The following is a 13,149-nucleotide window of genomic DNA, read 5'->3' as shown; positions in this document are numbered from 1 at the left end:
GCGACGTGGAAGTGATGGTTTGCGATTGCAAGGTGACTCGCTACCTCGCAGATGCCTCGCCTCGAGGAGGGTCATCTGCGAGGTAGCGAGTCAGGTTGCGCGAGCAAACGCGGCCGCCGGCCCGTGGCACACGAAAGCCCCCGGGAGCGGGCTCCCGGGGGCTTCTCGTCTGGCGGTGGCGGTGGGAGCCGTCACGATCGGGCCCGCTCGTGCCTCGCGTTCCCGAGTCGCTCCTCCCAGCATCCCCTCGCCACCCCATACGAAAAGCCCCGGTCGCAAGCTCCCGGGGCAATTCGTCTGGCGGAGCTGCTGGGACGCTACTCGAACTACGCGAGGCTGGAGGATGCGGTCGCCCACATCCGCGATCGTGCAGGTGAAGAGGCTGTGCGCGGCGCACAGCCGACCGCCTCCAGTCCGCGAGTTCACTCGGTCCGACGTCGATTGGGGGAGCGGGGGCTCAAGGACCTTGCGAAGGCCTACCGGGCTGGCTCAAGGTCAGCGGACCTTGCGGGGCAGTACGGCATCTCCGAGTCGGCGGTCTACGACCACTTGGCCGAGCGAGGCGTGGAGCGTCATCGAGCCCGGCTCTCGAGTGAACAGGTCGAAGAGATGGTGCGGTTCCGCCGGGCCGGTTGGACGTATCGAGCGATCGGCGAACGATACGGCGTTACCCGTGTTGCTGTAAGCGCGCGTCTTCGTGCCGCTGGGCTTGACCGGGCATCTGGAGACAACTGCTCGGATGTATAGGCCCTGGGACTGAGTCGTCTGCGTGGCCGTCCTGGACGATGTTCAACAGCCGTTCCTCGGAGATGGTGACCGCGAACTCATCAGACGCGGATGCGAAGCGCCACCTTCCATCCGGTCTCGCGGTTGCTGTTATCTGTAGGCCAGTCATGACTTCGAAAATGTCGATCCGCTGCCGTCCATGCGTGCCGAACCGCAAGCCGTGGTTGTGGATGGGCGTTCCCGACGAGCGGTGCTTCACCGATGCGGGTTGCTCAGCAGAAGCCCGCCGGCCCCAACGGCCATCAGGCGGGCCACCTGAATCGAAGCGAATGCCAAGTCGGTTGGTTGATGGCGCCGCTATGGTCGATTCAGACGCTCTTAGAGGCCATCACCGCGCGTGGAGGTTCAACATGGCCACAGTCGCGGAGCACATCGCGGCCACCGATTCCGCCATCTGTACCAACATCGGCACGCTAACGAGCCAGCGTGACCTGCTCTCGCAGAACGTGCTCAGCCAGTTGCGCAACCTGGTGGAGGGAGCCGCCGTCCGTCTGCACACCAGAAGCGGGGACACCGAGCACGACTACGCCGCCATCGAGGCGGCACTTACCTGGACGAAGGCCAACGGGCGACTCAACTTCGTCACCAAGTTCCACGCCCTCCTCCAGCCGTCCGTCTCGCACTACACCTTCGACGGCGACACCTCCGAGCGCCTCATGCTCCGGTACTACGAGTACATGCTGCGCCTACGCACGCTGCTTCACGACCGGGCCGGCGTCGCCATTCTCAGCAACCTCGAGGCATTCCCGCTCGATCAGGACCCAGCGCTCGCCGAGTACCACGAAAAGATTGCTGTCGAGGTCGATAAGCCGGGGCGAGCCACCTCTGATCGGTGGGATCGCTACTACATCCACAAGACCCGTCCCTTCGTCACCCGCGGGCGGGTCTACTACGAGGTCACGTTCTACAAGGCGGTCAACCGCGTCAGCAAGGCTGACCGCATCATCGGCTTTACAGACATCGACATCGCCGACAACTACTCCGCGAACCTTGGGCTCCAAGTGGCCACCATCGAGGTCTTCGGCCAACAGATGCCCGTCACTCTCATCCGCAAGTGGCAGGTGTCCATCCGCCCCTGCGAGCTGGAGCACTTCGCCCGGTTGGTCGGGCAGGAGACCAAGAAGGTGCGCACGGACTCCGCGGAGTACAAATTCGTGATGGGTGGCCTCACCGCGGGCTCGACTCTGCTGGACCTCATCGACGCCACCCCCGAGCGCTACAACGACCTCAAGGCCCGGGGCACCGCGACGACGCGCAACCCGCAGGTCTTCCCAGCCATGGACGAGGCCCGGCGCATCATTCGGGCCAAGAGGCCGGGGCACAACGTCCTCCGCTACCTACTCCTGCGGATGCGGAACGAGGTTCTCAAGGCGCAATACCACTGGGAGCCCAACAACCGCCTGTCGAACCTGAACCTCAGCTACGGGTGCATCCCCTTTGACGACATGCCATTCTGTACCGCTCCCCGCGGCCACAACCCTCGCTTCTGGGACCTCATCAACAGCCTCGATCCCACCGGGCGCACCCACGAGTTCCTGGCGCGGCGCGTGCAGCGCAACGTGGAGGACCGGGGCATCCTCTACACGCCGCTTGCGGAACTTGAGGACCTGGGCGACGTGAGCGGCCTCATCACCACCTACAACCAGGCCCTCTACTGCAAGCACCGCGCCCGCAGGAGCCTTGTCCTCGACAAGCGCCACGTCTTCATCCAGGAGTACGAGGACGACACCTACGACATCGTGACCACGTTGCAGGAGCGCGCGGCCGGAGGCGTTAGCGGCTACACAGCGGCCGTGGAGCAGTGGCTTGATACGACTGCGCACGTCGTGGATGACCCCGCCAAGCGCGAAGCGGTCACCACTCTTTTCGCCCAGTCTCGCGTCGCCCTCGTCTACGGCGCGGCGGGCACGGGGAAGACCCGCATGGTCGACCACATCGCAAACTACTTCGCCGGCAATCAGAAGCTGTTCCTCGCCAACACCCACCCAGCAGTCGAGAACCTGCGGCGCCGCGTGTCGGCCCCGAATGCGACCTACCGAACTGTCGCCAGCCACAAGCACAGTCCCAGCGGTGAGTACGACTTGCTGGTCATCGACGAGTGCTCAACGGTTAGCAACTCGGACCTCCTGGCCATCTTGGAGACCACGACCTTCAAGTTGCTCGTGCTCGTGGGCGATGTCTTCCAGATTGAGTCCATCAGATTTGGCAACTGGTTCAACGTCATCCGGTCCTACATCGCGCCGGCGTCCGTCTTCGAGCTGACCACTCCCTACCGCACCAGCAGTGCCGCGTTGGTCGACCTCTGGACCAAGGTCCGCACCTTTGACGAGGGCACCACGGAGGCTATCGCCCGCAACGGCTACTCGACCGTCCTCGATGCCACGCTGTTCGCGCAGCACGCCGCCGACGACATCATCCTCGCGCTCAACTACGACGGCCTGTACGGCATCAACAACATCAACCGCTTCCTCCAGGCCAGCAACCCAAACCCTGCCGTCCCCTGGGGTCCGGCCGCGTACAAGATCGGCGATCCGGTGCTGTTCGCGGACACGAGCCGTTTCCGGGGGCTCATCTACAACAACCTCAAGGGCACCATCGTCGCCATCGAAGCCCGCGACGGCAGCATCCAGTTCGATGTCCGGCTTGACCGACCCGTCACTGAGCTCGACGTGGAGGGCTACTTTGACCTGCATTGGGTTGCCGACTCGACCGTGCGGTTCTCCGTCTACGACATCGACATCAGTGATGAGGACGACGACACCGACACCACAACCGTTCCCTTTCAGGTGGCCTACGCCGTGGGGATTCACAAGGCTCAAGGCCTGGAGTACGACTCGGTGAAGGTGGTGATCACCAGCGCGAACGAGGACGACATCACCCACAACATCTTCTACACAGCCATCACTCGCGCCCGGCAGCAGTTGCGCATCTACTGGTCACCGGAGACCCAGCAGGCCGTAATCAGCGGCTTGCACCCCAGCGATGCGAACAAGGACGTCGCGCTTCTGTCGGCTCGCAGGGGGCTGGCGCCCGCACAGCGAAAATGATCGACGTGCTCGACCGGTTCGCCGCGGTCGTGCCCGCCGCCGAAGGAGAGCCGCCCTTGTCGCCGGTGACCGCCAAGTTCGGCCCTCGGGTCAGCGCCTGGCTTCACGAACTGGGGCTCAGGCTCGGCCATGAGACGCTCGATGAGGCCGTCGTTCAGACCAACACGGCACATGGCATGTGACGGCTGATTGCCCTCGACTAGTCCCCTCCTGATCGGGGCTTGGTCCAGAACATGGCTATTTTGACCGCAGGCGCATCGGAACTGAAGTTTGGTGTACGCTGCCACCCACCGAGCCACCTTCACCTCGAGCAAGGACGTGACTGCTGTGACCGAGACACTGAGCGCAGGGTTCATGGAGCGCTACTTTGGAGAGCTCTCACAGGCGGTCGCGACTGCGCTGATCGCTGCGGGCAGCGAAGCCCACACCCGATCGTTGGACGCCAAGATCGGCTCGCGCCTGCCGACGAATCATGCCTATGGCAGCACCTTCTGGCTCGCGCTGCCGAAGGAGGTGGTTGTGCGCCTGTTGCCCATCCTGGACGGGGCTGTCCCACTTCCGCTGCGCGGCGCACCGTATGAACTCGTCATCTGGGAGGGAATCGCCATCCTGCCAGTGAAGGTCATGGATTCCGGCAAGCGTAATGGCCGCATGTGTGTCCGAACCTCGGAACTACGGAATCAACTGGCAAGCGTGAACGGCTTGCCCACACCGCCGCCGAGTCTGTTCGACATCCTTAGTGACTCCACGCTGGGCACATTCGACGAGGCATCTCGCGCGGTCGCCGAGGCAGCAAGGTCCTCCCTCGGAGACGCTGTCTCGAAGATGGTGATCGCCGCCTACCAGTGCAGCCCGAAGAGTGGCCCGCAGGTTGTCCAGGTCGGCATCGGTACATTCGATGAAGACGGATACATCGACTTCTTCGACAGCGAGCAACTGTCGCTAACGACAGCGTCCAGCCCCGGTACGGGGCTGACGGCGGTCGGCGGCGAATCGTTCGATGCCGCCTCGAGGCCGAGACCTCGTCTTGAGGTTGTGAGGGAGGAGTCCACCGCTACAGGCGAGGACGAGCAGACTGACAGTCCTCACCCATCGGTGCCGGAGTGATCTCGGTGGCCTCGAGCATTACTTTCGAGCCCGACCGTCTTCGTCAGGCCCGTCAACTGGCGCTGATGACTAAGAAGGAAGTGGCCGAAGCAACCGACGTTTCGCCTGCCGCCATCGGACAGTACGAGGCGGGTATCTCCGTCCCCAGGACTAGCACCATTGCGCGCCTCGCCGATGCGCTTGACGTACCGGTCGACTTCTTCGCTCCAGGTCGACCTTTCCAGCGACTAGAGACCAGCGAAACCTACTTCGAGAGCCTGCGTGCGACGACGGCCAAGCAGCGGTCGCGGGCGACTTCGTTTGCTGAGCAGGTCTGGGAGCTGTCGTTCGCACTCGAGGCCCATGTCCGGTTCCCACCGCTTGTCTTACCGGACGGGGTTGGGTTCGTTGACGCTCATCGTTCTCCCCGCGATGCTGCCTTGGAGACCCGTAAGCGCTGGGGGCTAGGCGCCGAGCCGGTTGGCCACGTGGTCGCGCAGCTGGAGACACATGGCATCGTCTGCGCGATGGCGCCGCCGACTGAGAAGGAGGCCACCGCCCGCATCGATGCCTACTCGACGCTGGCGTTCCGTCGGCCGCTGGTGGTGCTCACAGCGGACCGCGCCGATGACGTTCTCCGCCATCGCTTCAGTGCGGCTCACGAGTTGGGACACCTGATTTTGCACGGCGGATCACCGTCGGGAGAACTCTGGCTCGAGCGGGAGGCGGACGCGTTTGCCGCCGAGTTCCTCACACCTCGATCCGCCATCGAGCAGGAGCTGCCCGGACGTCTCGACTTCGCGAGGTTGTTCAAGCTGAGCGAGCGATGGGGCGTCGAGGTACGCAGCCTGATCTACCGCAGCCAGGAGCTTGGGATCATCTCGGAAAGCACGGCGCGCCGTGCATACATCCGCATGGCACAGGCACCGCAGGAGCGCCGGCCAGTCCGCCAGTACGCGGGAGAAGTTCCCTCCATGCTCAACGCCGCCTACGAACTTGCCGAACAGCGAGGCGTCAGCGTCGCTTCATTCGCACGACAGCTCGGCTGGAAGCCCGCACGAGTTCGGCAGCTGCTTGGACAGCATGACCCGCGCCCTGAACTCCGACTGGTGCCGTGACGTACGGTCACCGTCCTATGACTCCGGCGTGGCTCGGAAAGGCCGTTTGCCGGCGGCAGATCGTGTGACCCTGGCCGCCATCCCTACTAGGTTCGCAGGGCAAACTCGGCGGAACAGGGCGTGAACGGGGGCGTATCCGCCAGGTAGTTTGAACTGCAGTAGCCACGACTAGCTGCTTGTCATGGGGAGCGTGCGGCATGAGTAGTGACCGGCCATTCACGGCAGCGGAGTTGGCGCAGCGCGAGCGGGACCAGCAGGATCCGGTGTTCTTGGACTGGCTCAGCGCGATGGATGACGAGCTGAAGGTCTTCTTCAACGAGGACGTGCCGGACATGCCGGCTGACCCGTGGACCGAGGAGGGGCTGCGGCACGCCGAGCACGCGGCTCTGGCCTACTACTGGGCCGACGACCCGATGGATCTCGACTGGCCAGAGCGATCAACCCGGTTCGCGCGCTACCTCGGCGAGGTGTTCGTCCGCAGCTTCGAGGGCACCTGGAAATGGATCGATGTAAACCGCAACGGCACCAAGGAGCCTGTCGTGCGCCGGCCCGCGACGGACGTGTACTTCGAGGTCGACCGTCAGGTTGGCGCTGCCATGAGTGCGCGGACCGGTGACAAGTGGGCGTGGCTGTTCGAACAGTCCCGCGAGCACTACGAGCGCTGGGTTGCGGCGGGCCGGTTGTCGCCGGACGACTGGTTTGAGTACGAACTGAAGCACCCCCACTAGGACGCCAGCGATGTCGGTGTCCGATTGGTCTGACGCGCAGTGGGATCGATACCACCGCGACGTGTACGCCCCAGCCCGCGTCGATCGAGGCGAACAGCCGCGCAACCTGGGCGACTACCGCGCCATCCGCGAACGCTTCGCCACCAATGGTGAGGTCGGCGCGTCGTGGGAGGACGAGGTCAGGCAGGCGCTGGACCTGCGATCAGAGCGCGGCTGGGGCGTTCATGTCTACTACGACACCGATCGCGGCGCCCGATTCCACGATCACGCGGCTGACTACCAGGTGCGGATCGCGATCGAGGCCAAGGCCGGTGAAGCGCCCGACAAGACCGCGGAGCGTCAGCTGGCCAAGGATGAGCGGTTGCTCATGGATGGTGGTGTCGCGATCTGGGTGGTCGAAGATCTCGCCAAGCTGCCTCAAGCGGCCTTGGAGCGAGCACGCCGGCTTGAGCAGAACTACCCAAGCACCTTCATGCTCCGCGAGGTGACCGACCTCAGCCGCGATCGCGTGGTCGAAGAGATCCAACTGCTCCTGCGCGACCGGGAACTCGCACACTTCATCGAGCGCAAGCGTGAGCTGACCCGTGAAACCATTCGTGCCGGTCGCGACCTCGAACGGAATCAGGCAAAAGCGAGCCAGGTCGCAGTCGACCTTGGCTACGACCCAGGTACGGACCGGTGGACGCGAACGCTCACGGATGCGGATCAGGATCGCTATTCGGAGATCACTCGGTACGTGTATCTGACAGCCGATCGAGAGCGTGACCTGTCCGAAGAGTTGCACGGCGTCACGGAGGAACTCGAGGTCATCGAGGGCGAGCGGGAGGTACTTCGCGACCGGGTCGCCGAGCGTCAGCAGCGGTTGGAGCGTGAGCTTGAACGCTCGTACCAGGCCCACGACGCCCGCGGCGATCAGTTGACTCGAACGGCCGAGAGTGTTGCTGGGACCCGTGCCCACGTCCTCGAGGCGATCCAGGGCACCGCCGACGAAGCAGGCGAACTCGCGCGAAGGGTCGAGGACGGCATCTCCCGCGAGCTGCCTGTCGGCGCCGCGGTGATCGAGCTCGCCGCACGACTGGAGCATGAGGCCACCCTTGGTCGCCACTTGGAGAGACTCGATCAAGCGGCTGAACGTTTGGGCCTCGAGCTAGCGCAGCGGACCGGCCCACCCGGAAGAGAAGAGGTCGTTGTCGACTTGGACCGCCGTGATTGGCATCAACAACGATCTGGGGCGAGCTACATCCACACTGCCTCTCGGCCAGGGTTGCTGCAGCGGCTGCACGGCGATCCGGTTGTCCAGGCTCACAAAGCCCGAAAGGTCGCGGAGAGCCACATTGCACACCAAACGAGTGGTGGTCATCCTGCCTCGGCAGCTGCCGTCGATGCTCATGTCCGCGAGTTGCGCCAAGCCGGACTCGATGCCAGCGCGATCCGAGAGCGTGTTTCCACCGAGCAGGTACCCTGGCGGACCGAGGTCTCCATCTCCAGGCAGGCGATGCCAGCGGTGCACGACAGCGCGGCTCGATGGCAGTCTCCGGGCTGTGGGCGCGGCGACGACATCGGCCGATGAGCTCCACCGCTTGAGGATCGGGAGCTGATGACGCGGATGGCTGGGGCTGCTTAAGGCAACAGTGATGAGGTAAGGGTCGGTCTTCGACGCTGGGCGTACAGCCAAGCGAGCATCGGGGGTGGTCCGGTCTGCGAACGAGATCGAATGCTCTGTCGAGATACCAGTCGTCCAATGTTGAGCGCGACGCCCATCTGTACCGACGCGTGCTGAGGTCCTACCGCGAGTGATGAACTGGTTCCGCGTTTACTCCAATGTCGACCCCTGCTCTCCCTTCGTATCACGGCGTGGCCGGGCGATGTCACACCCCTCGCCTATGGTTTTTTCGCGACTTGAGATAGTTACTCACCTTCAGCGGACTCGGACAAAGGAGAGATCGTGGCGATGATCAATGGGCAGTGCGAGTGCGGAACCCCTCTTCCAGACGCGGCGAGGTTCTGTTCGGGGTGCGGCGAGCCAGTGGGTATCCAGCCATCGAACGATCAGCGGTACAACGAGGGAGGACTTAACGCTGGCAGAGACATCAGTGCCGGACGCGACTTGATCTTCCAGTCGCAGCAGCGGGACCCTTTCGACCGCGTCGAGATGCCCTACGGGCGAACGGACGCCCAGCAGATCATGCCGCCCGACCTGTTGTCGATCATCTCTGGGGTGATCGGTGTCGGAACCTTTCTCTTCAGCGTCAGGCTGCCGTCAGTGCTGGCGATTGTTGGCATTCTCGTTGGAGGTGCCGGCATCATGTTTTCGGCGCGTCTCATGAGGGCTGGACGGAGTCTCAGGGATGAGGGGTTTGACGTCCTGCCGTTCGGCCTGGGCCTGTTCGAGCGGGACTCTCGGGGCAGGGTCTGGTGGACCACACCGATCAGTGCCTGCCCGCTGTGCCCCGAAGGCAAAGACAGTGCCATGAGCGTGCATGGCACCACGGATAGACCCTCGTGGATCTGCTCCCTTAGCAGCAAGCACGGAGTGAAGTTTGACATCACGCATATGCCCGAACTGGAGTCCACGCCGTAGATCGACACACGATCACCCAAGGCTGAGTCTGGTCCAGGCGTCCGTGACTTGACCGCGGCATGCTGGAGGCCCTCAGAGTATTCGTCCAGGGCCATCTCTAACGCGGCGAGTAGCGGACCGTGACGCTATGCACCAATGACGGAGACTTGCGCGCCAACCGTGCCAGCAGCGTCGACCAGGAAGGAGAGCAGGGTTTCCCCCGCTTCCCATCCCGGCACCTGCGATGTGTCCAAGCCCGGCTGAACGACCTGGATGGTGAACTCGGTGTTCGGAGTGTTGATCGCCAGGTGATTGAGGATCGCGGTCGTCTCAGCGACGTCACCCGCGAGGGTCTTCGTTCGGCCGCCCGAGCGTACGGCGAGCGTCTGCCAAAAAGCGCGAGGGTTGGCCAACCATCGAACGGATCTGTGGGCTTGACCGACCAGCTGGTCGACATCGCTGAGGTTGCGGCGAGGCTTGTCGGAACCAGCCCACTTGCAGTGGCTCAGAGTGACTCGGACAGGGTCGACAGGGAGGTCAGCGAACGGCGTGATGCTGCCGTTCTGGTCGAGCCACGACGGCGGGAAGTTGATGACGATCAGGTCGGCTATCTCGCCGGCACCGTCGTCGTTGAGCACACGCGCCTGCGGACTGCCGGTTCCGATGTCGGTGTGCCAGTCGGCCATGGCCTGCTGGACATTCTTCCTTCCGTTGCGCCCAGGCTTGCTCTCATGGTGAGTGTCGACGTGGGACCAGTCGGCTTGGACGAGAAGCTCGGGCGGGAATGCGAGGTGTGCTGTGGGTGGCGTGTAGAGGCGGTTCCCAGAGCTGCTTGAGGCATCGGCGTAGTAAACGGTGAGGCTGGATCGCTCTTCGAGCGCGTGGTGCAGCGGCACGCCGAGATGCGCGCCGTCGAGGTAGCAGAGGAGGCCCGGGTCTCCCGGCAGCGGCTGAAGCGACCCTGTGGTGTCGAGCTCGGCTCGGAGCACGATGTCTGCACCTGCGTGCCCCGTGACTTCGATGCTGGTGCTGCTCTTCCACTCCGGTGTGAGTTCGAGTTCTACCAGCGGGATTCGTCGCGCACCTAGTTCGACGTAGGCGGCCGTGTAGAGCATGCGGCTGTCGACGTTCACGGCAAGGGGGTTCTGGGGGAACTCTCGCAACGTCTGTGGAATGCGCAGTCCCAGCCGTGGCGCGGCGAGGGGGTCACCGGTGGCTGTTCGGCCGAGTCGGCCGACCTCGTTGCACCACCCAAAGAAGCCGTTCAGGTCGGTGCTGCCCGAGTTCCATACCTTGGCTCGGCCCATGCTGACGCCGACCGCTGCGGACAACGTCCCGTCGCGGAAGGGATTGTTGGCTTGGAGGATGAGGTGGCCTGCGGCGTAGGCGATGCTGTCGGTGGCCGACACGGCTGTCCCGACCGACGTGCCGGCGAGCGTCCGGTAGGTCGCAAGAGTGCCGCCGGGTAGTCGTGTGGCCCGCATCCCGACAGAAAAGTACGAGATGACGTCCAGGCCGTTGAGGAACCGTGCGATCCAGCCGGTGTCCTGCGCGGCGAAGTCGGTGAACCCAAGCAAGTCGACCAGAAGGTGGGCGGCAGAGTCGCTGGGTGCATGAACGTAGAGGAGCGGCTCGACGGCGTCCTTCACAATGATGAACAGCTCGTGTTGCTCGGTGTCGAGCGCATCGCTGGTAACCCAGGCGGGGCGGCTCGCGCTGGCGGTGACGACGACTCGCATCCGGTGGTCTTGGGTGAGTCGGTCCATGACGACGTCTCCTCGGATGCGGCCCAGCCGTGCGCTTCCGAGGTCGATAGTGGCTGCGTCGGATGCGGTGATCCGGACGACCTGGACGTCCTTGGCAGGCCGCAGAGCGGCTGCCGATAGAGGTTCAGGCATCAGGGAGTGGACACGCAGGTCGCCAAGAGAGTCAAGGAACTGGCGACGTTCGCGTTCGTCCTGGACTGCGGCGTCGGCGAGCCCCGCGAGGATGCGGCTCCAGTCGGAGTCGGACTCGTACAGCTGACGGGTGTCGGCGGCGATGTCCTCACCCGGAACGGCCAGCAGCTCAGCGGGCCCGAGACCGGCTGCTGTGCGACTGACGCGTCCGGCGAACTGGAGCGTCGGCCCAAGTGACTGGTGCTTGCGGTGATAGACGGCGATCTTGAGCCGCGGGTAGTCGAAGCCTTCGCCGAGCACACCGACGCTGGCAAGGCCATGGAGTTCATCGGCGTCGAGCTGGGCGAGGATCTTCTTGAGCGTGCGGGGCGTGGTCATGCCTGTGACAAGAGCGAGGTCGGCGCCGGCTGCCTTGTAGATGTCGACGAGCTCTTTGGCTTCTGCGATTCCGCCAGCTCGCACGATGAGCAGGCTCCGTCCTGCCTGGTGTTCAGGGTCGCGGAGTCGTTCGACGGCAGCTTCGGCAAGTGCCTCGTCGCGGCTCTGTCCAGGTCGAGGGATGACCGGCTTGAACTGGACTGGAGCGATGACGCCGTCGCGCAGCGCGTCGGAGAGGGCGTAGGAGTAGACGAGTTCGGCTTGAATCTCTTGGCCGTCTGACCTGACCGGAGTCGCCGTCACCAGGGCTCGGTGGGTGCCGGGCAGCGCGTCGAGAAGCGCGGTCCATGTCTTGGCCGGGACATGGTGGGCTTCATCTACGAGCACCATGCGGAACAGTCCGCGTGGAGGTTCAGCGACTTCGCTGTAAGTAGGCGACAGGACCCCCGTGGTCCCGACGACGACGTCGGCGTCTCGCGCAGCGGCGATCCAGTCATCAGGGGTGGCCAGCCGATGTTCGACAACGTGAACCTTGGGGTTGGGGACGTCGACCGGGACGACCCCGACCCGGCGTAGGACCTCTTGGCTGCTCAACGCGGCAGCCAGTTGGTCTCGTACGAGCCGGTTAGGGGCCGCGAGGAGGACCGGCCGATCCGTGGGGACTAGGAGCGGCACCAGTCCGAGCACCGCTGACTTACCGGTACCCGTGGGCAAGACGGCCATCGCAGCCGTTGGGCGCCCTGACATGAACGCAGCGCCGAGCGCCCAGGCAGCACCGAGCTGTGCTCGCCGCAGCCCGGGCTCGGCGTCGGTCGCCAGCTTGAGTCGCACCGCTGGTGCGACGTCCTCGAACCACGTCACTGCCGACGCCTCTCTACGGTCTTGTGCTGCCTAGCCGCGCCTGACCGCTCGGGGTCTGGAGCCGATGACCGGACCTGGGCTCGGGAGACGCCCGTCGACTCCGTCTGACCCGCCGACGCCAACCGCGCCTCAGCACGGGCAGCCCGCACTGGGTGCAGGAGGAAGACTTGGATACGCCGGGCCTCTCAACTTTCAGTTCCTGCCAGCATCCCGAGGGTAGGTGCCCGACCGGTCACGGTGTCGCAGCAACATGGTGCCCCGTCTCGTCCGAGGAGACGGGGCACCCTTTTGTCCTATGACTCGGAGAACTCACGCCAGAACTCGCCTAGTGTCAGCCCGCGGCCACGGGCCGCCTCGGCACCAGAACGGAACGCTGACTCTCGCTCACCAGTTAGCCCGCGCCGTCCGGCGTAGCGCTCCAAGGCGGGTTGGATCAGCTGGTCCAGCGGTGCGGTCTCCATGAGTTCGAGATCCGCATTCGGATGCACCGCCACGTCCGCACGAGCCTCCGGATGCTGCGTAAGGATCTCAGCCAGCACTTCGGGCTCGAGGTCATGGTGGATCAGCAGCTCGGACCAGTCAGGGGTACCAGCCAGGGCAAGCCTGGTCGCGACCGGCAGATCTGGCCGGCCAGCGAGCATGAACCGCTCGTCCGGCGCTAGATCCTCCACGGGAACATCACTCACG

9 protein-coding genes are annotated in these 13,149 nt (G+C 64.5%); 7 read left to right on the top strand and 2 right to left on the bottom strand.

Annotation, left to right across the window (positions count from 1 at the left end):
- The first annotated feature begins 1,136 nt into the window (after nt 1-1,136).
- The 7 genes from VV02_RS24080 to VV02_RS24050 all read left to right on the top strand — a co-directional run bounded on the left by VV02_RS24080 (nt 1,137) and on the right by VV02_RS24050 (nt 9,346).
- A complete protein-coding gene (locus VV02_RS24080) occupies nt 1,137-3,833 on the top strand; it encodes an ATP-dependent DNA helicase (protein ID WP_052595794.1) in 2,697 nt (898 codons plus the stop codon).
- Nucleotides 3,830-4,015, top strand: a complete 186-nt coding sequence (locus VV02_RS24075; protein WP_052595791.1) for a hypothetical protein — start codon at nt 3,830-3,832, stop codon at nt 4,013-4,015. The genes VV02_RS24080 and VV02_RS24075 overlap by 4 nt, the downstream gene beginning before the upstream one ends.
- A 145-nt stretch (nt 4,016-4,160) precedes the next feature.
- Nucleotides 4,161-4,940: a hypothetical protein gene (locus tag VV02_RS24070; protein WP_157063537.1), complete on the top strand. Its 780-nt coding sequence runs from the start codon at nt 4,161-4,163 to the stop codon at nt 4,938-4,940.
- On the top strand, nt 4,937-6,037 hold the full coding sequence (locus VV02_RS24065) for a helix-turn-helix domain-containing protein (protein ID WP_218917464.1): 1,101 nt from the start codon (nt 4,937-4,939) through the stop codon (nt 6,035-6,037). Before VV02_RS24070 ends, VV02_RS24065 begins: the two co-directional genes overlap by 4 nt.
- 197 nt (nt 6,038-6,234) lie before the next feature.
- Complete coding sequence (locus VV02_RS24060) at nt 6,235-6,765, top strand: hypothetical protein (protein ID WP_157063536.1); 531 nt, start codon at nt 6,235-6,237, stop codon at nt 6,763-6,765.
- Nucleotides 6,766-6,775: 10 nt separating this feature from the next.
- Nucleotides 6,776-8,335 (top strand): coiled-coil domain-containing protein, encoded by a 1,560-nt coding sequence (locus VV02_RS24055; protein WP_052595785.1) that lies wholly within the window; start codon nt 6,776-6,778, stop codon nt 8,333-8,335.
- Nucleotides 8,336-8,710: 375 nt separating this feature from the next.
- Nucleotides 8,711-9,346 (top strand): zinc ribbon domain-containing protein, encoded by a 636-nt coding sequence (locus VV02_RS24050; RefSeq protein WP_052595783.1) that lies wholly within the window; start codon nt 8,711-8,713, stop codon nt 9,344-9,346.
- 125 nt (nt 9,347-9,471) lie between these two features.
- Here the strand turns inward: VV02_RS24050 and VV02_RS24045 are convergent, their stop codons facing one another.
- A complete protein-coding gene (locus tag VV02_RS24045; protein ID WP_052595781.1) occupies nt 9,472-12,462 on the bottom strand; it encodes a DEAD/DEAH box helicase in 2,991 nt (996 codons plus the stop codon).
- 293 nt (nt 12,463-12,755) lie between these two features.
- Nucleotides 12,756-13,148, bottom strand: coding sequence for a variant leucine-rich repeat-containing protein (locus VV02_RS24040; protein WP_157063535.1), 393 nt, complete (start codon nt 13,146-13,148; stop codon nt 12,756-12,758).
- Nucleotide 13,149: the final 1 nt, after the last annotated feature.

It is taken from the genome of Luteipulveratus mongoliensis, assembly GCF_001190945.1.
Classification (GTDB): Bacteria; Actinomycetota; Actinomycetes; order Actinomycetales; family Dermatophilaceae; genus Luteipulveratus; species Luteipulveratus mongoliensis.
The sequence above is the reverse complement of the archived record's forward strand: the minus strand, read 5'-3'. Positions and strand labels throughout refer to the sequence as shown.

Excerpts from the sequence above, each read along its gene's own strand:
- VV02_RS24055 (WP_052595785.1), top strand. The coding sequence starts at position 6,776 with ATGTCGGTGTCCGATTGGTCTGACGCGCAGTGGGATCGATACCACCGC.
- VV02_RS24080 (WP_052595794.1), top strand. The coding sequence starts at position 1,137 with ATGGCCACAGTCGCGGAGCACATCGCGGCCACCGATTCCGCCATCTGT.
- VV02_RS24075 (WP_052595791.1), top strand. The coding sequence starts at position 3,830 with ATGATCGACGTGCTCGACCGGTTCGCCGCGGTCGTGCCCGCCGCCGAA.
- VV02_RS24060 (WP_157063536.1), top strand. The coding sequence starts at position 6,235 with ATGAGTAGTGACCGGCCATTCACGGCAGCGGAGTTGGCGCAGCGCGAG.